The organism is Azonexus hydrophilus DSM 23864 (genome assembly GCF_000429605.1).
In the GTDB taxonomy this organism is placed as follows: Bacteria; Pseudomonadota; Gammaproteobacteria; order Burkholderiales; family Rhodocyclaceae; genus Azonexus; species Azonexus hydrophilus.
Map to the genome: position 1 here is coordinate 43,970 of NZ_AUCE01000018.1, position 25,683 is coordinate 69,652.

General features: G+C 61.6%; 18 protein-coding genes and 4 tRNA genes. 9 read left to right on the forward strand and 13 right to left on the reverse strand.

The window, feature by feature from the left end; all coding sequences use genetic code 11:
- Positions 1 to 126: 126 nt before the first annotated feature.
- The 4 genes from G471_RS19140 to G471_RS19145 form a co-directional block, all read right to left on the reverse strand.
- A complete protein-coding gene (locus tag G471_RS19140; RefSeq protein WP_028995265.1) occupies positions 127 to 6,735 on the reverse strand; it encodes a DUF4347 domain-containing protein in 6,609 nt (2,202 codons plus the stop codon).
- 19 nt (positions 6,736 to 6,754) lie between these two features.
- Positions 6,755 to 7,513 carry an efflux RND transporter periplasmic adaptor subunit gene (locus G471_RS0110260; protein WP_043421449.1) on the reverse strand — a complete coding sequence of 253 codons (759 nt, stop codon included), beginning with the start codon at positions 7,511 to 7,513 and terminating at the stop codon, positions 6,755 to 6,757.
- Positions 7,513 to 9,150, reverse strand: a complete 1,638-nt coding sequence (locus G471_RS17360) for a TolC family protein (RefSeq protein WP_081700214.1) — start codon at positions 9,148 to 9,150, stop codon at positions 7,513 to 7,515. Before G471_RS17360 ends, G471_RS0110260 begins: the two co-directional genes overlap by 1 nt.
- A 132-nt stretch (positions 9,151 to 9,282) precedes the next feature.
- Complete coding sequence (locus tag G471_RS19145) at positions 9,283 to 9,999, reverse strand: response regulator transcription factor (protein ID WP_051295435.1); 717 nt, start codon at positions 9,997 to 9,999, stop codon at positions 9,283 to 9,285.
- A gap of 18 nt (positions 10,000 to 10,017) precedes the next feature.
- Here G471_RS19145 and G471_RS0110275 point away from each other — a divergent pair, with 18 nt between their 5' ends.
- The 5 genes from G471_RS0110275 (at position 10,018) to G471_RS0110295 (ending at position 13,930) form a co-directional block, all read left to right on the forward strand.
- Complete coding sequence (locus G471_RS0110275) at positions 10,018 to 11,922, forward strand: sensor histidine kinase (protein WP_081700216.1); 1,905 nt, start codon at positions 10,018 to 10,020, stop codon at positions 11,920 to 11,922.
- On the forward strand, positions 11,919 to 12,806 hold the full coding sequence (locus G471_RS0110280; RefSeq protein ID WP_028995269.1) for a transporter: 888 nt from the start codon (positions 11,919 to 11,921) through the stop codon (positions 12,804 to 12,806). The genes G471_RS0110275 and G471_RS0110280 overlap by 4 nt, the downstream gene beginning before the upstream one ends.
- Positions 12,807 to 13,659: 853 nt before the next feature.
- Positions 13,660 to 13,735 (forward strand) — tRNA-Ala (locus G471_RS0110285).
- Between the two features lie 31 nt (positions 13,736 to 13,766).
- Positions 13,767 to 13,842, forward strand: a tRNA-Glu gene (locus G471_RS0110290).
- 11 nt (positions 13,843 to 13,853) lie between these two features.
- Positions 13,854 to 13,930: transfer RNA gene (locus G471_RS0110295), tRNA-Asp, on the forward strand.
- A 78-nt stretch (positions 13,931 to 14,008) separates the two neighbouring features.
- Here G471_RS0110295 and G471_RS0110300 read toward each other — a convergent pair.
- Positions 14,009 to 14,932 carry a LysR substrate-binding domain-containing protein gene (locus G471_RS0110300; RefSeq protein WP_028995270.1) on the reverse strand — a complete coding sequence of 308 codons (924 nt, stop codon included), beginning with the start codon at positions 14,930 to 14,932 and terminating at the stop codon, positions 14,009 to 14,011.
- 95 nt (positions 14,933 to 15,027) lie between these two features.
- On the opposite strand from G471_RS0110300, the gene G471_RS0110305 reads away from it, so the two are divergent.
- Both G471_RS0110305 and G471_RS19150 read left to right on the forward strand, forming a co-directional pair.
- Entirely contained in the window at positions 15,028 to 15,804 is a 777-nt protein-coding gene (locus tag G471_RS0110305) for a ferredoxin--NADP reductase (RefSeq protein WP_028995271.1), read from the forward strand.
- 122 nt (positions 15,805 to 15,926) lie between these two features.
- Positions 15,927 to 16,238, forward strand: coding sequence for a hypothetical protein (locus G471_RS19150; RefSeq protein WP_157272503.1), 312 nt, complete (start codon positions 15,927 to 15,929; stop codon positions 16,236 to 16,238).
- 40 nt (positions 16,239 to 16,278) lie between these two features.
- On the opposite strand, the gene G471_RS0110315 is transcribed toward G471_RS19150, so the two are convergent.
- Entirely contained in the window at positions 16,279 to 16,902 is a 624-nt protein-coding gene (locus G471_RS0110315; protein WP_028995272.1) for a CBS domain-containing protein, read from the reverse strand.
- Between the two features lie 146 nt (positions 16,903 to 17,048).
- Between G471_RS0110315 and G471_RS17365 the strand changes: the two genes are divergently transcribed.
- Both G471_RS17365 and G471_RS17370 read left to right on the forward strand, forming a co-directional pair.
- Complete coding sequence (locus tag G471_RS17365) at positions 17,049 to 17,882, forward strand: mechanosensitive ion channel family protein (protein ID WP_043421487.1); 834 nt, start codon at positions 17,049 to 17,051, stop codon at positions 17,880 to 17,882.
- A 106-nt stretch (positions 17,883 to 17,988) separates the two neighbouring features.
- Positions 17,989 to 19,359 (forward strand): transglycosylase SLT domain-containing protein, encoded by a 1,371-nt coding sequence (locus G471_RS17370; protein WP_051295436.1) that lies wholly within the window; start codon positions 17,989 to 17,991, stop codon positions 19,357 to 19,359.
- A gap of 10 nt (positions 19,360 to 19,369) precedes the next feature.
- Here G471_RS17370 and G471_RS0110330 read toward each other — a convergent pair whose 3' ends face one another.
- From G471_RS0110330 to G471_RS0110360, 7 genes are all read right to left on the reverse strand, one after another.
- Positions 19,370 to 21,334, reverse strand: a complete 1,965-nt coding sequence (locus tag G471_RS0110330; RefSeq protein WP_028995273.1) for an ABC transporter ATP-binding protein — start codon at positions 21,332 to 21,334, stop codon at positions 19,370 to 19,372.
- Positions 21,334 to 22,710 (reverse strand): ABC transporter permease, encoded by a 1,377-nt coding sequence (locus G471_RS0110335; RefSeq protein WP_028995274.1) that lies wholly within the window; start codon positions 22,708 to 22,710, stop codon positions 21,334 to 21,336. Before G471_RS0110335 ends, G471_RS0110330 begins: the two co-directional genes overlap by 1 nt.
- Positions 22,707 to 23,684, reverse strand: coding sequence for an ABC transporter permease (locus G471_RS0110340; RefSeq protein ID WP_028995275.1), 978 nt, complete (start codon positions 23,682 to 23,684; stop codon positions 22,707 to 22,709). The genes G471_RS0110335 and G471_RS0110340 overlap by 4 nt, the downstream gene beginning before the upstream one ends.
- 39 nt (positions 23,685 to 23,723) lie before the next feature.
- Positions 23,724 to 24,608: a bile acid:sodium symporter family protein gene (locus G471_RS0110345; RefSeq protein ID WP_028995276.1), complete on the reverse strand. Its 885-nt coding sequence runs from the start codon at positions 24,606 to 24,608 to the stop codon at positions 23,724 to 23,726.
- Positions 24,609 to 24,644: 36 nt separating this feature from the next.
- Positions 24,645 to 25,031, reverse strand: coding sequence for a hypothetical protein (locus G471_RS0110350; protein WP_211226420.1), 387 nt, complete (start codon positions 25,029 to 25,031; stop codon positions 24,645 to 24,647).
- Between the two features lie 77 nt (positions 25,032 to 25,108).
- Positions 25,109 to 25,414, reverse strand: a complete 306-nt coding sequence (locus G471_RS0110355; protein WP_028995278.1) for a hypothetical protein — start codon at positions 25,412 to 25,414, stop codon at positions 25,109 to 25,111.
- A 169-nt stretch (positions 25,415 to 25,583) separates the two neighbouring features.
- Positions 25,584 to 25,671, reverse strand: a tRNA-Ser gene (locus G471_RS0110360).
- Positions 25,672 to 25,683 lie beyond the last annotated feature (12 nt).

Genomic DNA, 25,683 nt, shown 5'->3' on the forward strand with positions numbered 1-25,683 from the left:
AATTGCCCCTCTTAAACCCGCGGCATCTCTATCTTCTGCCGAAGAAAATGGTTCTGGTGCTGCGTGCCGGGATGGCCTGATCGCAAGTACGACCAGGCCATCCGGCAACAACAATTCGGACCAGCCTCAGACTTTCTGCCCTCTCAGCGGCACCGCGTGGCCAACCAGCGACTCGCCGCCGCGCATCTTCGCCAGCAGCGCATCGCGCTCGCCTAGTCGCATAGCACGGCCAGCTTCGGCCAGTTGTCGGGTCAGCGATGCTTTGCCTATGGGCGCTTGCTTCTCGGCCTCGACGATCCGGATACGGAAGATCGTCTCTACAGTTGCTCCGGTATTGTCTGTGGCGATCACGCGAATCGTTATTTCGTCCGCGAAGCCCTCCGGTACGTCGCCCTGGAAGTGCCCCTTGATCGGATCGAACTTCAGCCATTCCGGCAAAGGATCACCATTGAGCAGGGTTGCCACCAGCGTTACGGTGACGTCCGATCGGCCGTGAGCGAAAGCGTCGCGCGGGACGACCAGATCGACCACCCGGCGCACCTGTGGAATTTCCACGTCCGGGATGCCCTTGAAGACGCGCAATGCCTCGCCTTGTTCACCTTCGCCACGTATCACCACGATCTGGAAGCCTTGAGACTGGGTCAGGCTACGGTTTTCGAACTGCCCCTGGGCTCCACTACCGGCATTGATGGTATCGCGATCACCGGCTCCACCTTCCGAACTGCCACCTGCGCCAGCTCGGTTGGCCGCGCCACCAACCCCCAACGCTGATCTGCCGGTATCTTCCGCGTTTGCTGTACTAGTTCCGCTAGTACCCGAACTGCCTGTGCCGGTAGCTCCTCCGTCAGAGGCCCCCGTGCCGCCAGTGCTTCCGGTTCCGGTGTCCGACGTACCCGTTCCCGATCCTCTACTCGAGCCTGTCGGCGTACCAATGTCTGCGGTCCCCGTACCGCCGCCAGTGCCGTCGGTTGTGCCTGTGCCACCAGAGCCGGTGCCGCTTGGCGGCAGGCTGCTGGTGAATCCACCGGTTCCGGTATCGGTGCCGGTCGACGTTCCTGTCCCGCTTCCTGTGGTGGAGGTACCGGTGGATGTGCCCGTACCTGTGCCTGCGAAACCGCCTGTTCCGGTATCCGGCGAACCTGTTCCAGTGCCAGTGAATGGACCTGTCCCCGTGCCGGTAAAGCCACCCGTTCCGGTACCTGCGTCGGCAGTCCCCGTGCCACCAGTGCCCCCCGTTCCGCCTGTGCCGGTATCCGTACTACCGGTGCCGCTCGGTGGCAGACTGCTGGTGAAGCCGCCGGTGCCGGTGGAAGTACCCGTGCCGGTGCCGGTAGTGGAAGTGCCTGTTCCTGTGGCAAAGATGCCGGTGCCGGCACCCGTGAATGGGCCAGTGCCTGTACCCGTATCGGAGGTTCCGGTGCCGGTGAAGGTTCCGGTTCCCGTCCCGGTAAAGGCTCCTGCTCCGCCGGTGCTGGTACCGCCGCCATCGGTGGTCCCAGTGCCAATGGTACCGGTACCTGTCGGGCTGTCGGCTGTTCCCGTGCCGGTTCCTGTACCGCTCGGCGGCAGGCTGCTGGTGAAGCCACCGGTGCCGGTGGAAGTACCCGTGCCGGTTCCGGTAGTGGAAGTGCCGGTACCCGTGGCAAAGGTGCCGGTGCCGGTACCCGTGAATGGGCCAGTGCCTGTACCCGTATCCGACGTTCCTGTTCCCGTGCCGGTGAAAGCTCCGGTACCCGTGCCTGTAAAGCTTCCCGTAACGCTGGTGTCAGACGTCCCGGTGCCCGTGAAGGCGCCTGTTCCTGTGCCTGTTTCGGCAGTACCCGTGCCTCCTGTGCCGCCGGTACCGAAAGTGCCTGTTCCTGTGTCGGAAGTGCCGGTGCCGGTGAAGGTTCCGGTTCCGGTGAATGGACCGCTACTGGTGAAGGTGCCGGTTCCCGTAGTTGATGTGCCAGTACCGGTGTAAACACCTGTTGCCGTACCGGTTGGATTGTCGCCCGTGCCGGTGTCCGAGGTTCCCGTGCCGGTATAGACGCCGGTCGCAGTTCCGGTCGGCGTGCCGGTGGTTGATGTTCCGGTACCGGTAAACACGCCGGTCGCTGTGCCAGTCGGGCCACCGGTATGAGGACCGGTCGACGTGCTGGTACCGGTGTCTGTTCCGGTATACGTGCCGGTGCTGGTAGATATCCCAGTGGATGTGCCGGTACTTGTCGAGGTGCCCGTTCCCGTCGCGGTGCTGGTCCCGGTTCCGCCAACTACCGGGGCGACAATCTGCACGGAAAGGGTGTTCATCGCCGTTAGCGCACCGCCGATGCCTTGGGCACCGGTATTGTGGTCGGCCAGCGTCCATTCCAGGGCTACGGAGGTGGGCGGGATGCCACCGACGTTGCTATACAGAATGTGGCGTGCTACATCGTTGACCAGGGCCTGGGTGGCAACGGTGCCGGTGCTGGTGAAGGTGATTGCCAGCGCGCCGCCGCTATTGGTGAAGGTGGCGAAGGTCTGGCCGCCGGCCTGCAGGTTGCTACCCGAAACGGTAAACAAGGCGCTGCCGGCGAAGCCCAATACATCCTGCGCGTTGGCACCGCCGCTACGGACGATGGTCAGCGTCATGCCTGCGTAGTTGCCATTGCCGCCGTTGATATATGCCAGCTCAGCATCGAAGGGGGCGACGTTGGCATCAAGCACCACCGGGTTGCCGCCAAGATAAAAGAGCGTGGTGGCATCGAGGCTGCCGTTGAAAGTTGGTGCGTCGTTCACCGCCGTGATTGGCGCAACCGTGGTGCTACCAGCCACGGTCAATGCGCCGCCGGTACCCTGGCTGCCGCTGTTACCGTCGCTAACCATCCAGTTGATGGTGATGCTTGCGGCTGGATTGTCACCGCTATTGCTGTACTGAATGCGGCGGGCCACGTCATTGATCAGCGCCTGCGTGGCGGGCGTGCCGCTGCTGTTGAAGGTAATGGTGAAGGTGCCGCCGCTATTGCCGAAGCTGGCGAAGGTTTGCCCGCCCGCCTGGAGATTGCTGCCAGCGACGGTGAACAGTGCCCCCGTCGTGTCGAAGGTGAAGGTGTCCTCGGCCATGGCGCCGCCGTTTCGGGCCAGGGTCAGCGTCATGCCGGCATAGTTGCCGTTGCCGCCGTTGAGCACCGAAAGTTCGGGGTCGGCGATCACTACATCGCTATCGAGCACCACGCCTGGCGCGTTTTCGGTATAGGCCGGCGCACCATCGAGCCCGGTAATTGTTGGCGCGTCGTTGATCGCGGTGATGGTGATGGTGGCGGTATCGCTGGCGGTGGAAAACGCTGTGCTGCCACCGCGGCTGGAGGCATCCACCTTGTTGCCGAAACTACCGGTGGCGCCATCCCATGCATAAAAACCGAGCGTGGCTTCAGTGCCGTTTTGTGTATCCGGTACAAAGCGTACCTTGTCGGTGGCCCGCAACAACAGGGCCTGGCTGGTGGAGACTGTGCCGATTGCGTTCCAGGTGCCGCCGCCGTCGGTCGAGTATTGCCAGGTGCCTCCCCCCGGGGTCTGGTTATTCACTGCCGACCAGATGGCGATACCCTCTCCAACCGCCTCGGGCGCATTGCCGAGGCCACCGTTGTTGAGCGTGTCCACATCGGTTATACCAGCCTTGTCGCCCGGGTTGCTGCCCCCCGCCGTGCCGGCCAACAGGTCGCTGACCAGGTTGCCGGCATTGGTGGTTTCCTTTTCGGTACGAGTGGTCAACAGCGGCATGCCATCGATCAGCACCGGGGCGTCGTTCACCGGGGTCACGGTGATGTTCACGGTATCCGATGCAGTGAGCGTACCGCCACTGCCGACGTTGCCGAGATCGCTGATGCCGATGCTGAGCGTGTCGCTACCGCTATAGTCGGCAGTTGGTGCATAGGTGAGCGTGGCTACGGCCGTGTTGATCGCATTACGGGTGCCGGTGATGGTCATGCTGGCGCTGCCATTGGCGCCGCTGGTGATGGTGATGCCGGCCGTTCCAGCCAGGGTCAGCGTGCCGTGAGCGACCGAGAGCGTCGCTTCCATGCCGTCATTCGCGGTGTCGCTGTCATTGCGGTCAGCGATGTCCACATCGCCGAAGCTGATGCCGGTGATGCCGAGCGAACCGTCCTCGGCCACGGTCTGGGCACCCGGTTTGGCGATGGTCGGCGCATCGTTGATGTCGCTGACGGTGATGCTCACGTCGTCGCTGGCTGTTGAGAAGGCAGTCGTTCCGCCGCGCGTGCTTGCATCCATCTTGGTGCCGGCACTGCCACTGCCCGTGGCCTGATCCCATATGTAGTAATCGAAGCTCGCCGTCTGGCCATTCTTGCCGTCCGGCACGAAGCGGATCATGTCGGTACTGGCCAGGAGCAGGGCCGTGCTATCCGATACCGCCCCGATGTCGGTCCAGGCACCGGCTCCTACTTTGTATTGCCACGTGCCGCCGGTTGAAGGGCCGTTCACGGTGGTGCTGAAGATGGCGATACCCTGCCCGGTGCCTTCGCCCGCACCGTTGGTACCGGTGTCGATGTCGGTTCGAGTGGCGATGATGCTGGCGACGGTCTGGCCGGCGTTCGCCGTGGCGTCCTCGTCGATACCGGTCATGTCCGAGCCGCTGGCGGTCAATACCGGTGCGTCATTGACCGGCGTGACGGTCAGGGTCATCGTGGCTGCAGCGGTTGAGAAGGCAATGCCGTCGTTGACCCGGTAGGTGAAGCTGTCGCTGCCGTTGTAATTGGCACCTGGCTCGTAGGTCAGGTTGCCGAGGTCGGCGACACCGATGATGTCGGACGCCGTGACATCGACACCGTTGAGTTTCAGCGTGCCGTGCGCCGGCAGACTCTCGATGCGCACGCTGGCAAGCGCCGCGCCAACGCCGGTGGAACCACCGGCGGAGTTGTCGAGGTCGGCGAAGTTGAAGTTGCTGGCGGCAAAGGTGAGTGTGCCATCTTCGGCAACCGAGCGCGAACCTCCAGCCGAGGTGGGAAGATCGTTCAACTGCGCTGCCGTGCCGGTGGTAATCGTGAAGGTCTTGTCCACCGTTCCCGTGGCGCTAGCGCGCACGGTGAGGGTGTAGGTCTGCCCAGCATATTCCGGCGCCACATTGCCCGATACCACACCATTGCTGGCAACCGTCATCCAGGCGGGTTTCGTGCCGCTCACATAGCTGTAAGTAACGCTCGTGTCCGGGTCGGAAGCGCCACCAAAGTTGTAGCTGTTCGTCCCCGACGCCGTCCAGGTCTGGTTGGTTGGATTACCGGCCCAAGAGATTGGACTGTCCACGTATTGTCCGTAAACATGGACCCAGCCCGTATTACTCAGCGAACCGTCGGACACGTTGTAGTTCTGCATGCCAAGGTAAACGTTTCCGGCAAGGCTGACGTTGGTCGGCACCGTGTAGGCGCTAGAGTAGCTCAGGGTGTCGCCATCGGGGTCGGACGAGTTGGTGTTGGCGTTCGTCAGGTAGGGGCCAATGTTCTGGCCTTCGGGGACATAAACCGTACCGGCGGTCCCAGCAGTGGGGGCTTGGTTTGGATCTTGGACGATGAGTTCAAACGTGAATGGATTTTGGACAAAACCAGGATCCTCTGTCCCGTCGTTATCCAGGTCCCAACCCGATGCGTTTTGCAAGAAGAAATTGTACGTGTAGGTGCCGGGAGCCATCGGCGCCGTCAGGTTCATCAAGTAGAGCTTGACATTGATTTGTGAGTTGCTGGCATTGTCCAGATCATGTGTCGAACCATCGGAAATGACCGTTGTGCTCGGGGCCGCGAGGGTCGATTGAGCCGCCCCCTGCTCGGTCCCTCCAATTTGTCCGGACAGTTCCCACGTTCCGCCATGCGTCGTTGACCCAACCAGTAGATAAACCGGCCCAGAGCCGTACCACGTGATCGTGCCGCTGCCAAAACTCCAACTATCTCCGGGGGCAATGGTTTTGGAGCTGATGACGGCAAGATTTTCTGCGTAGGCATCGCTCTGGAGTGTGGCAACATCGATTTTTCCGGACTGATATTCCAGTACCCAGTCCCCCCCTTTCATGGGCGAGCCAGTCAAATCCTCGGATGCCGATATATCTGCACCGGTGGCTGCGCGGAGGGATTGGAGGAAGGCTTGGCCTTTATCGCCCTCGGCCACATTACAACCGTAGATCAGGATATCGCCGTCAGCGGTCAAGGCCGAACCGATGGAAGACAAGGTGTCAGCGTGATACGTCAAGGTAGCGCTGTTCAAGATGGTTTTGCCAAGCAAGAGGCTACCTGGATTTCCATGGCTGAAAAGGTGGATGGCGTCGACGCCGTTGCGCTCTTGTAGGCTGTCGGCGATGCGCGCGAGGCCGTCTTCGTTGCCATCAATGAGGACGATTTCCACGCCCGGACGAATGCCGGCCACTAGCGTTTCCCAGTCGGTGAGGCGGGTGTCGACGAAGGCGATTTCTACAGAAGTCGGCGCTAGTGGAACGGCGGTGTTTTCCTGTTCTTGCGGCGCGGCCGTTGGTGCAGGTGTCGGTGTGTCCTGCGCAGGTGCATCAATGACTGCCGCAGCGTCTTGTGCCGCCTTGTCGGCGATCAGCGCGGCGGCCACTGCCGTATCCACCCCGGCACCGTCGAATACGATACGCTGTTCCAGCGCCATCGGACGCGGCCCGCCGCCCTTGAGCTTACGGCGTCTTTTCTGGCCTGTTTCGGCAACATCGCCAGTTACCAGCGCAAGATTTGGGGTTTTCGGGTCGCGTGCGTTCATGGTGCTTCTCCGGGGAGATTTATTGCGGTGGGCTGAGCAGCAAACGGCCGCTCATGCCGGCAAGGAGTTCTGGGTATTTGCCGTCGATCACGGCGCTGGCCTTGAGGCTTTGGCTGACGGGGTCGATGCGCGCCCCGAGACGCTGGATATGGGCCGGATATTTCTTGCCCGTCTCGTCGATTTCCACTTCAAATTTGTGGCCGGCCTTGAGCCAGCGTAGCCATTTCGAGGGAACGATGAATTCCAGCTCCAGGGTCGAGTCATCGAGGATGTCGAGAATCGGTTGACCGGCCTGAACGTACTGGTTCTCACGCGCCTTCTGATCCGCCACGCGCCCGGCGAATGGGGCGGTGATCGTGCATTTGCTCAAGGTCGTATTGATCTGCGCCAGTTCGGCCTTGAGCTTGTCGACTTCCGCCTGAGCGGTTTGTACTTCGAGTTTGCCGGTGGCGTTCAACTCATCTAGGCGTTTTTGCGCTGAGAACGTCTTTTGAGCACCGCCGAGCGCCGCCCGGGCGCGGTCACGGGCCGAGGCTTGCAGGCTGCAGTCGAGCTGGGCGAGCGTCTGGCCGGATTTGAAAGCATCGCCCTCCTTGACCGCGATGCGTGCCAGCCGCGCCGGAATTTCGGCGGAGAGCGTAGTGAAACGGCGCGGCGAGAGTTGCGCTCGGATGTCAGCGCGCTCCAGCGCAGCAGGAACGATAGAGGCCTGCTGCGCTGGTTGCGCACTGGCCAGGCCACATGCCGAGGTGACCAGCAAGACTAACCAGCGTGCCATCAGCGCTGCTGTTGCTGGACGATAGCGGTTTCGCTGCCGGCTTCTCCGGCTGCTTCAGTCGCTGCGAGCGGCGTTGGTACTGGTGTGGCTTCGGCATGCGGGGGGCTTGGCATTGGCTCGGGGACGATGGAGCCCTCTGGCGGAAACTGGTCGAGCCGCTCCCAGTCAGCCAGTGTCTTGGCAATGGTCTGGGTCAGCTCGGGCAGAGAGATTGCGTCGAGATTGCCGATCTGCGGCTCCAGCCCGATGCTGGCTTGTAGGCGCGAAGCGGCAGCGTGAGCCTGGGCCAGTGTCTGGTAGCGACGCAGCAGCGAAAGAATGGCGCCGGTACGCGCGGCAACCCGGGCTTGGGCGCCTTGCGTCTGCTGGGCTTCGCCCTTGGCGGTCATCTCGTACAGCTGACGATCGACTTCCCAAATGGCGTCGGAACGCATGAATTGGCGTAGTGCTGTTTCAAAATCCTGGCGCGCCAGATGCAACTGGGTAAATACTGCCATCTGCATGGCAACACGGCGCTGTTCGGCAAGACGCACGCCGGCTTCGGCGACATCCATCTGGCTGGGGCCGGAAAGTAGGTTGATGAGGTTGAAGCTGACCTGCGCAGCGACCTCCTGCCAGCTCTGGTTAACTAGGAAGCTGTTGGAATCGTGCTTGCCCGTGAAGCTGACGGTCAGTGCCGGGAACAGACGCAGCAGCGCCTTACGGGTTTCCGTGGCGGCGATGCGTGCGTTGTATACCTGCTCACGAATATCGGCGTTGTGCGCCATGGCAAGTTCTTCCATGCGAGTCACGTCGACGCGCATGAGGCGGTCTTCCAGCAGGAAGCTGGCAGGCTCGGCAACACGAATCAGACTGCCTGCCGGGACATTGATGAGCTGGGCCAGTTCGATACGGGCAGTGGCCATTTCGCGCTGGATGCTTTCGAGAGTGCGCAGGTTCTCGAGCAGGGCGCGCTGGTAGCGCAGTGCGTCGGCAGGTGCCTTGATACGCTCCTCGCTGACCTTGCGCGCATCGGCCAGGGAAGCCTCTGCTTCCCTGATGGTATTGTTCACCTCGGCCTGCAGGCGCTGGGCGCTGGCAACGCGCCAGAAAGCGGAGCGGATGCTCTGGATCAACACATGCATGGCCTTGCGTCGGCGTTCGGCAGCGACCAGCACACGGTCGGCGTTCTGTTTGCTGTTGTAATAGGAAATGCCGAAGTCAAGAATGTTCCAGGATAAGCCGAGGTCGCTGGTGGTGTGCGTGCGGTCAGCGCTGATCGGCGACTCGGTGCTGGAGGGTTTATCGGTACCGGGAATCGGCGCGAAGCTGTTGGAACTGTTGTCCCGGCTTCGATAGCCAGCGCTCGCAAGTACCCGCGGCAGCATGTCGAAACCACCGGCTTCGAGTTGCCCGCTGGCGAGTGCCTGTTCAAGCAAGCGTGTGCGGTGGTCGAGGTTGTACTTTAGGCCGCGGGCAATGGCCTCTTCGAGGGTGAGCGGCGCAATGAGCGGGGCGACATCTTTGCGCGCCTCTTCACGGTCGGCTTGGGCAATGGCCTTGATCTCAGCCTGGCTCATCGGCTCGGGTAAACTGGCGCAGCCCGAAAGCAGGAGCAGCAGGCCGGAGGCCGAGGCGATCAGATGGATTTGTTTCATTTTCGGTTCCCTCAAGAAAGGCCCGTTTTGCGAGCGTCATGGCATGGCCGGGAGGCTTGCCAAGCCCGGCTTCAGGCAATTGCCATGCTAGGGAAAAGAGATGGGGTGAAACTGAGGAAATCTGAGAGGGAATTAACCGCGCAAATCGACTGCCTCGGTGATTTGGTAGCCTCGCCCCCGTGCGGTAGCGACCGGCAGGTCCATTCCGCAGGCGTCCAGAACCAGCTTGCGCAATTGATACATCTGAGTATCGAGGCGGCGTTGGTCGTAATGCAGGTAGTTTTCACCCAGTGCCTCGACTATTTTGCGTCGGCTGACGGGTTTGCCTGCACCGCTGACGATGGTGCGAAAAACGATGTAGCTTTGCGAAGTAAGGTCAATGGCGGCCTTGCCGGGTGGAGTCAATTGGCAGCGCAGGGTGTCGAGTAGCCAGCGCGGCCGGATGGCGCCATCTTCGAGGCGGCGGGCGAGTGCAGTGATCGTGGCTGCCAGTTCGTCAAGCTCGAAGGGTTTGCTGAGGTAATGGTCGGCACCCTGAATCAACCCTTTTGCCTTGTTGCGTCCTCCACTTCTTGCAGTGGCGACGATGATGCCGATGCGGTCGCCATCCTCCCTGAGCCGGGTAATGAGATCGAGACCTTCCCCGTCGGGCAATCCCAGATCAACGATGGCAATGAGTTGCCGTTCCGGGCAAAATTTCTGCTCGAATTCGCCGATACTGCCGGCCGTATCGACGCAATGACCTTGCTCGCCGAGGAAGTCGGCTAGTTCGGCCCGGAGCACGCTTTCGTCTTCCAGCAGGATAATGTTTGCCATAATCGTGATTCTGGCATGAGCCAGCGCGAGCATATCTGAGGAAATCTGAGTGTGTTGCAGTGCTTCTTTCGTTTGATCTTGTGGTTTTTTCTGGCCGGGCCGCTTGCGGCCTGGGCGCTCGTGCTCGAACCGGCAACGGGGCTGCATGCGCCGGTGAAACTGTCGGGAAATCTGGCGGCGCATTGCCTGGCTGATGATAGTGCCACGATCGAAGAGCTTGCCCGGCCTGACCGGGCAAGCGAATTCGTCGCCTTGCCGGAACTGTTGATCAAGGGGTATAGCAGCGACACATGCTGGCTGCGTTTTACGCTGGAACGTGCAACCGATGCGCCGCCGGATTGGCTGCTGGAAGTAGGCATGCCTTATCTGGATGACGTTACGCTGTTTCTGCCCAGCGCTGGTGGCGGCTTCGCATCGCTACAACTGGGAGACCGTTTTCCTTATGCGGAGCGGCCAATTCCGCATCGGCTACTGGTGTTTCCGTTTCATTTGGCTGATAGCCAACCGGTGACTGCTTATCTCAGGGTCAAGACTACCAGCACTATGATGGTGGAGACACTTCACCTTTGGCAACGCAATGGGCTGTTGGCCAACACGCAGATCGAGAACGCGTTCTACTGGCTGGTATTTGGCCTGATTGCATTGGGGGTGCTCTCAAATCTGGTGTTCTGGGTTTGGTTGCGTGAGGGTATTTATCGTTCCTACACGGTATATCTCGTCACCCTGCTGGTCCTGAATCTGGCAAACAGTGGTTTTGCAACCCAATGGCTGTGGCCGCAGTGGCCGGTGCTGGCCGATCGGTCAATTGGCTTCATGGCTGCGTTTACCTTTCTGGTCGGGCTGTTGTTCTTTGATCGTGTGCTCGAGTTGCGGCAAAGCTTTCCGCGTATCGGCCGGGTGATTCCCGTGATTCTGGCGATTTATGCCACGGCGGCGCTGGTCGCTGCGGCGGGGCATTGGGCTGCCGTGGCGCCGCTGGTGCAATTCGTGGCACTGACCGCCACCATCTCCATCACCGCTGCCGGTCCCTGGCTGCTATGGCGAGGACAAAAGCATCTCTGGTTGTATGTGCTGGCCTTCAGTACGCAGCTTTTGATCGTGATCGCCGCGCTCTCGCGCAATCTGGGTCTATGGCCGCTGGATGTGCAACTCGACCATTTCATTCTGGCCGCCACAGCCATTCATGTCGTATTGCTCAACTTCGCCTTGGCCGAGCGAGTACGCCATGCCCAGCGCGAGAGACATGCTCTGGAGCAGGCGGCAATCCGACTGGAGTCCGAACAGCTGGCACTCGAGCAACAGCAGGAATTCATGGCGATGGTCGCCCACGAGTTCCGTACGCCGCTGGCCATCATCGATACCAGCGCCCAGCGTATTGCTGGTCAACCACAGGCTGAGTCGGAAAAGACGTCGGAGCGCTGCGCGAATATACGTGCAGCAGTCTCACGCCTTACGGCACTGATGGACGAGTTTCTGACGCGCGACCGGATGGAAGGGCAGATTCGCCGCTTTGCGCCGGGATCGGTTCGCCTCGAAGAAATCCTTGCTGCTGTATTAGGTGGTCTGCAGACACAGCGTATAGAGCTTCGGCAGCACAATGTGCCGTCAACAGTATTCTGCGATCCGGCATTGCTACGCGTAGCACTCGCCAACCTCCTTGCAAACGCGCTACGCTTTACGCCGCCTGGTCACCCCGTGAGATTTTCAGTGGAAGGTCTGGCCAACGGCGGCGTGGCTTTTCGTGTCGCTGACGATGGCCCCGGAATTCCGGCCGACGAGCAGCCTCGACTCTTCGATAAATACTTTCGTGGTCGTAACAGCCAGAGCACGCCGGGTGCCGGCTTGGGTCTCTTTCTTGTCGATCAAGTAGCGAAATTGCACGGAGGCACGATTCAGCTTGCCAGTAAGACCGGCAGCGAAACCTCCTTTACTTTGACCATTCCCGCATCACCATGAATCCATCATTCCTTGCTGGCTGTCTGCTGGCTGTTGCGACGATCTACGGCGTTACGCCTGTCCACGCGGCAGCCCTCGACATCCTGCCGGGCGATTATGTCGCGCTACAGCCGGGCCAATATGGAGTTACCACCTATTTTTACGACCGTCGCCTGGAAGGTCCCTATCGTGCGGGCAGCCGGAGTAACCGCGCTACCGTGGATGCGGGCACCGTAGCGCTACGTTTCAGCGGCTATGGTCTTGTCGGCGGCAAGACGTGGGCCTGGTCGGTTACGCCATTGTGGTCGAAGGCGCAGTTGACCGAGGGAACGATGCCGGCGGTCTTTGGCCGCGAAGCGCGGGGTGCCGGCGATGTGCGTCTGTCAACCACCATCTGGCCGCTGGCCGACCGAGAGCGCGGCGAATATCTCGGCATAACCCTGGCATGGTTTGAGCCCACCGGTCATTACAGCAACCGGCGTGTTCTCAATATCGGCGAGAACCGCCGAAAGCTGTCGATTGCTGCAGGTTGGTCGACGCCGCTTGCCAGCACACTGCGGCTTGAGTTGATCCCTGAACTCACCTTTCATGGTACCAACAAGGACTATCTAGTCGGTCGCGAACGCAAGCAGGACGTTTCCGTCGCGCTCACCGGCTACCTGCGTTGGCGCGTGGCGCAGCAATGGGAGCTGATGGCAGGTGCACAGACCAACGCCGGTGGTGAGACGCGCATCAACGGCGTCGAGCAAAATGACGAGGTGAGAAACAAGCGCCTGATGCTGGGGGGCAGCTATTTTTTTGACCAGAATACGGTGCTATCACTACGGTATGGCAGTGACACCGTTGCCCGGAACGGCTTCAGGCTGGAGCGTGAATGGCTATTGCGAGTGGGTAGACGGTTTTGAGCCTGAGGAGGTGAAAAAACAAGAGACAAAACTGGCAACCAAGGGGGTTGCGTTGGCGAGGCGATTCAGAACCCCTGGCACAGCAGGCAGCGAACAACTCCAAGGAGTAATTCGCCAATTCACCGGACCTTTCACAGGCCATCGTTTTCTCCATCATGGATGCCCTCGACGCACACACGGCCATGAGCAGCCAAGCGCTGAACTCGCAGAAGATTCTACTGCGCTCAATAAGCTAAGCTTGCCACCTCCAGAGAGGCTAAAGTCCGGATTGGGGATAAGTGTGAATTCGCTGACTCGAGAAGCTACCATTAGATCGATTTCAACCCGAACGGCAGGTGAGCCCCCATTCCTGCCCGATACCGAACGAAGGTCCAACGACATCATTGACCGAGCTCCTTCCGTAGGCCTTTCTGCAGGTTTCCGAGCGCAGCAGCCGTGCAGGTTAGAACTCACCTGAATGAACCAACTACCGCTTGTGGCCTGTTGCCCCCGGACCATGCCTGCTCTCCTTTAGAAGATTGGTTGGTCAGATCGGTAGCGGTTCCGAAGGCTCTTGAACGATCTTTTCCTCGCGCTGCGGCTGAAAGCATTCTCAGAAAATCGATCAACCCTCTACCCAATCGCAAAAAACCTGTGCTATAGTTCGCGCCGCGCTGGAGACAGCAACTGGGTACAAAAGACGGACAAATCCAGTCAAAAGTTTCTAGCCAAGTTTTTGATTTTTAAGAATTTTTAGAATTGGCTGTAGTGCCCCGTCCACTCCGCCAATTTACAAATCCGGTTGATCCGGTTTGTTTTCTGCCAGTCGCGACGGCGACGGCATGAAGCAAAGATTCGGCTGTCTCTCTGAACTGGGGGTATAGCTCAGCTGGGAGAGCGCTTGCATGGCATGCAAGAGGTCAGCGGTTCGATCCCGCTTACCTCCACCAGGCACCGAATCGACAAGTTTGCGCAGTCCGGGTCCCCATCGTCTAGAGGCCTAGGACACTACCCTTTCACGGTAGGTACCGGGGTTCGAATCCCCGTGGGGACGCCAAGCTTTAGCGCGGAGTGGTAGTTCAGTTGGTTAGAATACCGGCCTGTCACGCCGGGGGTCGCGGGTTCGAGCCCCGTCCACTCCGCCAACATACATTAACGCCTTGTAGCATCGTGGGTTCCACGACACTACAAGGCGTTTTGTTTTGAATGACCCCAGCCCCCCCTCAGCGGATGAAGGGCAAAGCAAGATCGCCTGTACTGCTGGCGCCTGCGCTGGCGGCAAGGCAGGCCTGCCTGAACAGACGACCCGCCGCCCCCGTATTGCGGCGCCGGTGGCTGGCAAAATAAAAATGCCGGCGCAGGTCAAATTGCGGCGTCGGCAGTTCGATCAGGCTGCCTCGCCGGAATGCCTCGCGCAGGGACAAGCGCGACAGGCAACCCAGCCCGAGACCCGACTCGACGGCGCGCTTGATCGCCTCGGTATGCTCCAGTTCCAGGCCCAAGCGGAACTCGGTCATCCGACTGCCAATACAGCGGTTGAACTGGCTGCGCGTTCCCGATCCCGGTTCGCGCAATATCCAGGCGTGTTCCGACAAGGCGGCATTGTCGACCTTGGCGCTACCAGCGAGCACGTGCCCGGGCGCGCAGAAAACCACCAATTCGTCGGCCAGCCAGGGTTCGACCACCAGATCAGGGTGAACCACCTCGCCTTCGATCAAGCCGAGATCGCATTCGAAACGCAGCAGGCGCTCGACCACGGTTTCGGAATTGGCGACCTGCAGTTGCACCGGTGATTGCGGATACTGTTTCATGTAGTCGACCACAATCAGCGTTGCCAGGTAGTTGCCGATCGTCAGCGTCGCGCCAACATTCAGCGGCCCCGGCCGCCCGCCAGACAGGTAATCCTCAAGTTCCCGGGCCTGCCCGATCAAGCTCTCGGCCAGCGGTAACAGCCCGCGCCCGGCACTGTTCAGGTGCAGGCTCTTGCCAATCCGGTCGAACAACGGACAGTCGTACAAACGCTCCAGTTCGACCAATGCGCTGCTAGCCGCCGATTGCGACATGGCAAGACGCCCGGCTGCCTGCGAAACATTCTCGCTGCGAGCCACCGCGGCAAAGATCTCCAGTTGACGCAGTGTCAGTCTCATATCGACTCAGCAGATAAGCAATAGCCAAATTATCCGCTTTTTGATTTAACGCACAACACCTATGCTGAAACCATTGCCTCCCACCGGACCTCACCATGAGCAACTTCAATCACGAAACGGTCATTTCCGTTCACCACTGGAACGACAGCCTATTCAGCTTCCGCACCACGCGTGATCCCGGCCTGCGTTTCACCAACGGACAATTCGTGACCATCGGTCTGGAAGTCAACGGCCGGCCGGTGATGCGTGCCTACAGTGTCGCCAGCGCCAATTACGAAGAACATCTGGAGTTTTTCAGCATCAAGGTACCGGACGGTCGGCTCACCTCACGCCTGCAACACCTGCAACCGGGTGACAAGCTCCTAGTCAGCCGCAAGCCAACCGGCACGCTTGTCCTGCGCGACCTGAAGCCGGGAAAGCGGCTGTTCCTGTTCGCCACCGGCACCGGCCTGGCCCCCTTCATGAGCCTGATTCACGATCCGGAAACCTATGAGCGTTTTGACAAGGTGATCCTGATCCACGGCGTCCGCCGGACCAACGAACTGGCCTATCACGACTACATCGAAGAAGATCTCAGGAATCACGAATACCTGGGTGATGAAATCCGCGAAAAACTGATTTACTACCCGACCGTCACCCGCGAGCCGTTCCGCAACGAAGGCCGGCAAACCGAGTTGATCCTTTCCGGCAAGCTGTTTGCAGACATCGGCGAAACCCCGCTCGACCCAGCCACGGACCGCGGCATGATCTGTGGCAGCCCGGCCATGCTCAAGGAAGTTTCCGCCATGCTCGACGGCTTCGGCTTCAAAATCTCACCGCACATCGGTGAGATGGGTGACTATGTCATCGAACGGGCCTTCGTCGAACAATAGGCAGAAAGAATCGCGCCGTCATCCGCTATTGAGTGCACAACGATTCCCCTCAACTTTCCTGAAAATCACGCGTTAACTCACACAGGGTAATCGTTTCAGACCCTCATCCAAGGAGAGTCACCATGCGTCACTTCACTCCGGACAATATCGACGTCCTTGCCGTATCGGCGATCAGCGCTGCGGCTTACCTTGATGCGTGTGACCAGGGAGACCAGACAACCCAGCTCGACCCACGTTGTTACCAGGCCTGCGGCAAAGTGCTCAGGGAAATATTCTCGATGCTCGATCCAGCCATTCACTTTCCGGTCCTGATCGAACAATCTGCTGCCGCCCGCGAAGTTGCCGAATCGCTGCGCATCGGCAAGCTCATCAGCATCAGCCGCCTCGGTTACTACCCTGAACTGAGCATATTGCTGAATCGTGCATCGGTCTGAATCCACGTCGCTCAGCACATCATTTTCGGCGCACGAACCTTCAACGCCAAAGACTCAACGGTGGGTCCGTCATCACGGCACGCAGGATATCCGTCCGCGAAACGATGCCGACGATCCGTTCCCCCTCATTGAGGATCGGCACGGCACTCAGCCCGCTCTGGATCATCACGTCCGCGATGCGCCTGATGTCGGTGACCGGCGCGGCAGCGACAACCGGGGAAGTCATCACGTCGCTGACGCGTCGCTTGAGGTTTTCCAGTACGCGTTCCCCCTCGATATCGATCACCGTCAGCAAATCGCGTTCGGTCACCAGACCGATCAGCCGCCGTGTTTCGTCGAGGACCGGCGCCTGATGTATCTGGCGTTCCTGCAGCAGATGCCAGGCATCCACGACTGAACTCATGTGCTCGACGACGGCGACGGGCCGGCTCATGATCTGCGCGGCATGGAACAGCGGCCCCCGCTCAAGATCGGCGGGCAGCATTTTCCGATAGGCCGAGACGGCTTCCTGCGCCAATGGTGTCGCCACACTCTCTGCCCCGATCTCGTCACCATCGCGGCTGACCCCGCGTGCCCGACGTGCCTGAAGCAGCGGGTGAACGCGGTTCATCGCCTCCAGGCTGCCACTGAACACCTGACCTGTCATGCCGTAAATGGAAAACATCCGGGTCTCCTCGGTTGATGGTCATTTCCAGGCCGCCGCCTATCCGCCGCCAATCGTTCGATACAGGGTAGGCAAGGAAGTTCTTTTGATAAATACTGCCGCCGATGATCGACACTTCGAAATTAACAGCAAATCCGGATTGAACCATGTCGACACTGACCGACCTCTTCAACGCCATTCCCGGCCAATGGGAAAAGGTGATCGCCACTGTCGCGCTGATCGCCATCGGCATGCTGTTCTCCCATCTGTGGGCCCGCTACCTCTCCCGGGGAGAGATTTCGGCAGAAAAACGGCGCCTGCATCTGGTCTGGGCCAGAAACGTCATCTGGTTCATGATCTTCACCATCGTCGTTTCCGTCTGGGCATCGACCATCGCCGGCTTCGCCCTGTCCCTGGCCGCGGTCGCCGGCGCCATGCTGATCGTCAGCAAGGAATTGCTGATGTGCGTGCTCGGCTATCTCTACATCACCCTGGTTCGTCCGTTCAAGGTCGGCGACCTGATCGAGATCAACCAGCTCAACGGCCGGGTCATCGACATCGACATGTTTGCCACCACCCTGGCCGAACTCGGATACGCGGGGCAACTGACAGGAAAGGTGGCCGAATTTCCCAACGGAATGCTGCTGACGACCCCGCTGAAGAACACGTCGCCGACGGGAGAATACGTCCTCCATCTGTTCCGGATGCCGCTCCCTGAAGGGGCGGCACACGACCTCGATCAGGTCGAGGTTGCCGCCCTGGCCGCCGCCGACGAAGCCACCCGGACCTGGCAGACCGAGGCGGAAGCGCATTTCCGGAAAATTTCCGATGAGAGTTTCATCGCCTTCCCGTCGGCACGCAGCAAGGTGCTGTGGGATTTTTCCGACCCCAAGCAACTGATGCTGGTGGTACGAATCGCTTGCCCGGCGCAGCAGCGGCTGAAGGTTGAGCAGTTCATCTTCCGCGAGACCTGGCGCGCCCTGAGCCGGGACAAGGCGTGAACGACAAGGGCGGCGGTAGCCGGTGTTACATTTCCACACCGAGTTGACGCTTTCTCCTCCGTTATAATCCTGCGTTTGCCCCACTTCGCGCCCGGAGCCTCGGTCAATGCCGTTTTCCCAAGTTCAGCCGTCATCCCGTCGCCTTGCCGGCCTGATTCTCGGGCTTCTGTTCAGCACTACCAGCCTGTCGGCGCTTGCCGAAACCGACTTCAACCCGCGTTTGAAGACAGCGATCCCCGAGAGCCTGCAGATGCTTTCGCTGGACGGGTTCAAGGTTCAGGAAATCCAGCCGCAGCCGGAATTGCCGCTGACCATCGATCTGACGCTGCGTACCCACGATCTCTGGGACCGGCTGCGCCAGGGCTTTGCCATGATCGACCTGAACGACGACCTCGTTCTCCATTACCAGCAGTGGTACCAGAATCGTCCCGGCGCATTGCGCCAGATGATCGAGCGCAGCCGGCCTTACCTGCATCACATCGTCGAGGAACTGGAAGCCCGTGGCATGCCGACCGAACTGGCGCTGCTGCCGATGGTCGAGAGCTCGTTCAACCCGATGGCCCATTCGCCGGCTGCCGCTTCCGGCCTGTGGCAATTCATCCCGGCCACCGGCAAGCGCTTCAACCTGCAGCAGAACTGGTGGCGCGACGAACGTCGCGACGTCATGGCCTCGACCAATGCCGCGCTCGACTACCTGCAAACCATCTACGAGATGCACGGCGACTGGCACCTGGCGCTGGCGTCGTACAACTGGGGTGAAGGCGCGGTCAAGCGAGCCATCGAAAAGAACGAGGCACGCGGCCTGCCGACCGATTACCCCAACCTGACGATGCCCAAGGAAACCCGGCACTACGTTCCCAAGCTGCAGGCGCTGAAGAACATCCTCGGCAACCCGGAAACCTTCGCCCGGCTCGGCCTGCCGTTCATTCCGAACCAGACCTACCTGGCCACCGCCGCCTCGCCCCGACCGATGGACGTCAAGACGGCAGCGCGCCTGGCCAACATGACGCTTGAGGAATTCCGCCACCTCAACCCCTCGCACAACCGCCCGGTGATCAATGCAGACACGCCGGTCGTCTTGCCAGCCGATCGCGTCGACACCTTCATCGAAAACCTCGCCAACCACCCCGCCCCGCTCACCCAATGGCAGGGCTATGCCGTCCGCTCGGCCGAACGCGTCGGCGAAATTGCGGCCCGCCTCGGCGTCAGCACCAACGAGTTGATCCAGGCCAACGGCCTGCCCGGCAACGTCCGCCTGGCTGCCGGCTCCAAGATACTGATCCCGGGCAACGGCAATCAGGAAGGCCTGCAGCGGATGCTGGGCATGGAGTCGTCGCCGGCCATCATCCAGCCGGAACCCAAGGCAAAGAAGCTGACCAAGAAGACCAGCAGCAAACCGGGCACCGCCAAGAACAGCCGGGCAGCACCGAAAAAAGTCGTCAAGGCGACGCCCACCAAGAAAAACACCAAGAAGTAGGCAGCGCCCCTCAGTTCACCCAGTGGCAAACCGCGACATGCGTGTCGCTCAGGGTCTTGCCATCGGGATAGCGCTCCCGGCAGACCTCGGTCGCCTGCGGGCAACGCGGATGGAAATGACAGCCTGACGGTGGCTTGGCTGGCGACGGCGTTTCACCCGGCAGGCGGATGCGCTCGCCGGCACCGTCGAGCCGGGGAACCGGCACCGCCGACAGCAGGGCCTGGGTATAGGGGTGACGCGGATTGCCCAGCACTTCGTCGGCGCTACCGCGCTCGACGATACGGCCGAGATACATGACCGCCACGTCGTGCGCCAGGTATTCGACCACGGCGAAGTTGTGGGTGATGAACAGGTAGGCCACGCCCAGTTCGCCCTGCAGGGTTTTGAGCAGGTTGAGGATCTGCGCCTGCACCGAAACGTCGAGTGCCGAGGTCGGCTCGTCGCAGACCAGCAAGGCCGGCTGCACCGCCAGCGCGCGGGCGATGGCGATGCGCTGGCGCTGACCGCCGGAGAACTCGTGCGGGAAGCGCTCGGCCGCGTCGTCCGGCAAACCAACCTGCTGCAACAGCGCGCGCACCGCCGCCGCTGCGTCGCCCCCGACACCCAGCGCCGTCATGCCTTCGGCGATGATTTCGCCGATGCGCAAACGCGGGTTGAGCGAAGCAAACGGGTCCTGGAAAATCATCTGCAACTGCCGCCGCGCGGCGCGCAGATCGCGCCCGGACAAGCCGGTCAGTTCCTCGCCAGCAAGCCGCACGCTGCCCGCCGTCGGCCGGATCAGCTGCAGCAGGGCCTTGCCCACCGTCGTCTTGCCGCAACCGGATTCGCCGACCAGGGCCAGGGTGCGGCCGGGCGAAATGGCCAGCGACACACCATCGACCGCATGCACGTGGCCGACCGTGCGCTGCAGGATGCCCTTGCGGATGGGGAAATGCACTTTCAGGTCGGCAACGTCGAGCAGCGGGGCCTGCCCGCTGGGCAGCGCATCGGCGACGGACGAAACCACGGCGGGCGCTGCCTGCGCGCCCTGCCAGTGGCAGCGCACCGCGTGCCCGGGCTGCGCCTCGCGCCAGGCCGGCGACTGCTCGCGGCAGACCGGCATGACCAGCGGGCAGCGGTCGGCGAACCGGCAACCAGCCGGCATCGCCGCCAGCGACGGCACCTGGCCGGGAATCGTGGTCAGCGCCATGCCGCGCCGCGTCATGTCGGGCAAGGCGGCGAACAAGGCCTGGGTGTAAGGATGGCGCGGTGTCGTGAAAAATTCCTCGCGACTGGCCACTTCGACCAGTTCGCCGGCATACATGACGCCGATGCGATGGGCCATGCGGGCGACCACGCCGAGGTCGTGGGTGATCAGCAGCATGCCCATGCCGCGTTCGGCCTGCAGTTGCGCCAGCAGGTCGAGAATCTGCGCCTGCACGGTGACGTCGAGCGCCGTCGTCGGCTCGTCGGCGATCAGCAATTCGGGTTCGCCAGCCAGGGCGATGGCGATCATCACCCGCTGCTTCATGCCGCCGGACAACTGGAAGGGATATTCGTCGAGCCGGCGCTCGGGGTCGGCGATGCCGACCTGGCGCAGCAGGTCGAGCATGCGCGCGCGCGCCGCCTCGCCGCGCAGGCCGCGATGGCGTTCGAGCACCTCGCCGATCTGGCGGCCGACGGTGAGCACCGGGTTCAGGCTGGTCGCCGGTTCCTGGAAGATCATCGCCATGCGCCCACCGCGATAGGCGCGCATTTCGGCTTCGGAGCGCGCCAGCAATTCCTCGCCGTCGAGTTGCACGGAACCGCCGACAATGCGCCCGGCCGTCGGCAAGAGACGCATCAGCCCCTGCGCGGTGGCCGACTTGCCGCAGCCCGATTCGCCCAGCAGGGCAAAGGTTTCGCCGCGTGCGATGGCGAAGGAAATGCCGTCGACGGCGAGCAGTGTCCGCTCGCCGCTGGCGAAGCCGAGACGGAGATCCTTGACTTGCAGCATCAGGCGGCCCTCGGGTCGAATGCGTCGCGGACCGCGTCGGCGAACAGGTTGGCGGCGAGCACGAGGATGAACATGGCGCTGAAGGCCGCCGCCAGCGACCACCAGACGACCGGCTCGCGGCCGAGCTCCATGCGCGCGTTGTTGATCATCGTGCCGAAGCTGGTCATCGTCGGATCGACGCCGATGCCGACGTAGGACAGCACCGCCTCGGCCAGCACCAGCCCGGAAAAGTCCATGACCAGCGCGATGATGACGATGTGCATGAGGTTGGGCAGGATGTGGCGCAGGATGATCCGCCAGTTCGACACGCCGAAGGCCTGCGCCGCCTGGATGTATTCGAGTTCGCGCAGCTTCAGTGTCTCGCCGCGCAGCAAGCGGCACAGGCCGGTCCACGAAGTGATGCCGAGGATGAAACAGAGCGCCAGCAGGCGCAGGTCGGCGCGCTCGGCGGCGGTGGCGAACCATTCCGGATGGGTGTCGATGACCACCTGCATCATCAGTACCGCAGCAGCGATCAAGAGCACGCCGGGAATCGAGTTCAGCACGGTATACAGATACTGGATCAGGTCATCGACCCAGCCCCGGAAATATCCGGCAACGATGCCCAGCACCACCGCCAGCGGCAGCATCACCAGCGTCGTCACCAGGCCGATGATCAGCGCCGTGCGCACGCTCTTGAGAATCTGGTAAAGCACGTCCTGGCCGACCTTGTCAGTGCCGAAGACGTGGTAATCGCCGGCCAGCAGGAAAACCGGCAGCAGCACCAGCAGCATCGCGCCGAGCGTCGCCAGCACGGCATTCCAGGCAAAGCGCGTGCGCCCGCGCCAGACCGCCGCCCAGCCACCGCAACGCGCCGCCACCAGCGCGGCCAAGGCCAGCCAGACGAGCGCCGCCAGGCCGACCGCACGCAAGGCGGTCATGGCGACATCGCCGCCTCGTTGCGCCGGATCGTCGAGATGGACGCCGCCGAACTTCAGGCGCGGGAATTCGCGCACCGTGCCGACACCGGGCACCTCGGTCGTTTCCTTGGCATGCAGGTGGGTGGCCAGCGGCGACGAATAGGTCTTTTCGTTTTCGGTGCGTAAGGGGCCGACCAGCGCATCGAGCACCGACAGCACCTCGATCGCGTATTGCGTCTGCTCGCCCGGCTGGCTTTCCAGCGCCGGGCGGTAATGCAGCGAATCGAGCAGGCCGACCAGCACGAAGGCCAGCAGCACCGTCGCCGACGCCATCCCCGGACGGCTGGCGCCGACCCGCCGCCAGGCGGCGAGCAAGGGCGGGCTGCGGGAAATCAGCAGACCCAGCCCGATACCGGCTGCCAGCAGCAGCCAGACCAGGATATCGGACCACAGGACGACGATCTGGAAGTCGCTCATGAGAACCGTATCCGCGGGTCAACCAGGGTGTAGGAAATGTCGGTCAGGATCAGGCCGACGATGTACAGCACCGAGCCGATGAAGACCATCGAGCGGACCACGGCAAAGTCCTGGGCGTTGATCGCGTCGATGGTGTAGCTGCCCAGCCCGGGAATGCCGAAGAAGGATTCGGTCAGCAGCGAGCCCATGAACAGCAGCGGAATGACCACGACGACGCCGGTCAGGATCGGGATCATCGCGTTGCGCAGGATGTGGCGGAAGAACACCACGGTCTCGGCCAGCCCCTTGGCGCGGGCCGTGCGCACGTAGTCCTTCGACACTTCCTCAAGGAAGATGGTCCGGTACCAGCGCGTCGACGAGCCGATCCCGGAAACGACGCCGATGAACACCGGCAGGATCAGGAAGCGCCAGGCGTCGAGCCCGTCGCCGAAACCGGAAATGGGCACCAGTTTCCACACCTTGGCGATCAGGTACTGGCCGCCGATGATGTAGAACAGCCCGGAAATCGACATCAGCGCGACGCACAGCACGACGCCCCAGAAATCCAGCGCCGTCGCCCGGAAGAAAGCCAGCAGCAAGGCCAGGCTGACGGTCACGAACAGGCCGAGGATGAAGGTCGGTAAAGCAATTGCCAGCGACGGCCACATCCGCGCCTTGATTTCGCGGGCAATGTCGCGACCGTCGTCGGCCCGGCCGAAATCGCCGACGAACATGCGCACCGACTTCTCGAAGAAGATGGTGTCGGTCAGCGTACCGACACCACCGGCCGCCGCATTGACGAACAAGGGCTTGTCGTAGCCGCGATCAAGCTTCCACTTCTCGATCGCCTCCGGCGTCACCCGTTTGACGCCAAGCTGCATGCGCGCCATGTCGTCCGGCGTGTTCACGATGAAGAACAGCGCGAAGGTAATGAGGTTGACGCCGATCAGGATCGGCAAGGCGTACAACAGGCGGCGGAAGATATAGGCAAGCATCGTCGGCGATTATCGCAGAAGTCCCGCCGCCGTCATCACTCAGGGAAGCGCCAGGCCGCCGGCACGCTGGCGGCGGACGAAGTACAGGAAAGCCAGGGCGCCGAGGTTCATGGTCAGCGCATAGACCACGCTGGGCACGGCCAGCTCGGCCTGGCGGAACAGCGAAATGGCGACGAAGATGCCCATCCCGGCATTCTGCAGGCCGCATTCCAGCGAAATGGCAATATTTTCCCGGCGCGCCAGCCCGGCCGCCCAGGCCAGCAGCGCGCCACCGAGCATGGCGACGACGTTGAGCAGCACGGTCGCCGCCCCGACCTCGGGCAGGCCGGCGACGATGGTCTGGCGATGGCTGATGAAGGTGACAACGACGATGGCGATGAAGAAACCGGTCGCCAGCCGGCTGACCCAGGCCTCGCCGCGTTCGCCGATCAGACCGGCGCGCAGGCGCAGTAGCATGCCGACGACCACCGGCAGGGTCGTCACCAGCAGCACACCGGCCAGCAACTTGCCCAGCGGCATGTCGCCCGGCCGGAACAGGGCGCCCGCCGGCAAGTCCCCCGCCTGCCACAGCATCAGGAGGTTGATCACCAACGGCAGGGTCAGCGCCGCAAGCAGGCTGCTGATCGTCGTCATGACCAGCGACAGGGCGGTGTTGCCGCGTGCCAGATGGGTCAGGAAAGCCGAACTGACGCCCCCCGGACAGGCGGCGAGGATGACCAGACCGAGCAGCATCGTCGGCGACAGCCCGAGGCCCAGACCAATCGCCAGGGCCACCAACGGCAGCAGGAAAACCTGGGCCACCAGGCCGACACCGAGCGCCCGCCAGTCGCCCAGCACCGCCCGGAAATCGGCCACGCGCAAGGACAAGCCGAGCGAAAACATGATGAAGGCCAGGGCCAGCGGCAGGAAAAGGGTATCGATCATGGGTTTGCGTTTATGGTCCGGCGCAGTACCGGCAGATCACGCCTCAAACCCTGGCACTGCAGCCGCCACGCGTTTCAGCAAGGATTCAAGCAAGGGGACAGCGGCAGCAGCCTGATTCAGAAAAGCCGCCTTCACCGCATCATCTTCAGGGTAATCATGGGCAAAATGGTTCCTGATGACCCGAAGCGTATTCCAGTCGTCGATGCTACCCAGAAAGCCCAATTGCTCAAGACGATTCAGCTTATCCAGCATCGGCCGGTTGTCATAGGGCTCTTGGAGATAATCCAGCAAGGCCGGATAGAGGCGCCCGCCCATTGCATCTTGCAACTTGGTGAATCGGAGGATGAATTGATCCCAATCCTGAACAGTTTCGTCATCCATTCCAGCGAGTGCCTCGGCCTTGACCGGAAAATTGGCAGCCAACGCCCCCATTGCATGTCGAAGATGATGGAGATGTTTCTGGCACTAGCGCCAGGCTTCGTCAAGCACCAGCGCCCCGTTCATAGCCGAACCCCCTGGGCTCGAGCAACATCGTAAATGGGTAAATGCTGGCGACGGCCGGGGTAATCAATCAGAAGATCGATTTTTTGCTCTCCCATTTCACGATAGAGCCGGGATACGAAACGGATGTGCGCGGCAGCAATCAAGGCCGGGTCATTGAGTGAGGTTTCGATCAGCAGATCGATATCGCCGCCTTTTTTATTGTCATCAACGCGCGAGCCAAAAAGACGCACCGTCGCCGACGGCTCAAAACACTCGGCTGTCGCCACCTTGACCACTCGCCGTTGCTCTTCACTCAGCCTCATGCCTGCCTCCAGGAATCACCCATTGGCGAAAATTACCTGAAAAAACGGGGAAAAACCACGGCATAATCCTCCCGGATATCTTACTTCTCGCCTGACACAAGCCCCAGGAGGGTAGCCACCTTGATGACCAAAACAAAAAAGCGCCCAGGTGGGCGCTTGATGATGTTGCTGGCGGAGAGGGAGGGATTCGAACCCTCGGTACCTTTCAGTACGCCTGATTTCGAGTCAGGTACAATCGACCACTCTGCCACCTCTCCGCAGCGGCCGAG

Excerpts from the sequence above, each read along its gene's own strand:
- G471_RS19140 (WP_028995265.1), bottom strand. The coding sequence starts at position 6,735 with ATGAACGCACGCGACCCGAAAACCCCAAATCTTGCGCTGGTAACTGGC.
- G471_RS0110260 (WP_043421449.1), bottom strand. The coding sequence starts at position 7,513 with ATGGCACGCTGGTTAGTCTTGCTGGTCACCTCGGCATGTGGCCTGGCC.
- G471_RS17360 (WP_081700214.1), bottom strand. The coding sequence starts at position 9,150 with ATGAAACAAATCCATCTGATCGCCTCGGCCTCCGGCCTGCTGCTCCTG.
- G471_RS19145 (WP_051295435.1), bottom strand. The coding sequence starts at position 9,999 with ATGCTCGCGCTGGCTCATGCCAGAATCACGATTATGGCAAACATTATC.
- G471_RS0110280 (WP_028995269.1), top strand. The coding sequence starts at position 11,919 with ATGAATCCATCATTCCTTGCTGGCTGTCTGCTGGCTGTTGCGACGATC.
- G471_RS0110300 (WP_028995270.1), bottom strand. The coding sequence starts at position 14,932 with ATGAGACTGACACTGCGTCAACTGGAGATCTTTGCCGCGGTGGCTCGC.
- G471_RS0110305 (WP_028995271.1), top strand. The coding sequence starts at position 15,028 with ATGAGCAACTTCAATCACGAAACGGTCATTTCCGTTCACCACTGGAAC.
- G471_RS19150 (WP_157272503.1), top strand. The coding sequence starts at position 15,927 with ATGCGTCACTTCACTCCGGACAATATCGACGTCCTTGCCGTATCGGCG.
- G471_RS0110315 (WP_028995272.1), bottom strand. The coding sequence starts at position 16,902 with ATGTTTTCCATTTACGGCATGACAGGTCAGGTGTTCAGTGGCAGCCTG.
- G471_RS17365 (WP_043421487.1), top strand. The coding sequence starts at position 17,049 with ATGTCGACACTGACCGACCTCTTCAACGCCATTCCCGGCCAATGGGAA.
- G471_RS17370 (WP_051295436.1), top strand. The coding sequence starts at position 17,989 with ATGCCGTTTTCCCAAGTTCAGCCGTCATCCCGTCGCCTTGCCGGCCTG.
- G471_RS0110330 (WP_028995273.1), bottom strand. The coding sequence starts at position 21,334 with ATGCTGCAAGTCAAGGATCTCCGTCTCGGCTTCGCCAGCGGCGAGCGG.
- G471_RS0110335 (WP_028995274.1), bottom strand. The coding sequence starts at position 22,710 with ATGAGCGACTTCCAGATCGTCGTCCTGTGGTCCGATATCCTGGTCTGG.
- G471_RS0110340 (WP_028995275.1), bottom strand. The coding sequence starts at position 23,684 with ATGCTTGCCTATATCTTCCGCCGCCTGTTGTACGCCTTGCCGATCCTG.
- G471_RS0110345 (WP_028995276.1), bottom strand. The coding sequence starts at position 24,608 with ATGATCGATACCCTTTTCCTGCCGCTGGCCCTGGCCTTCATCATGTTT.
- G471_RS0110355 (WP_028995278.1), bottom strand. The coding sequence starts at position 25,414 with ATGAGGCTGAGTGAAGAGCAACGGCGAGTGGTCAAGGTGGCGACAGCC.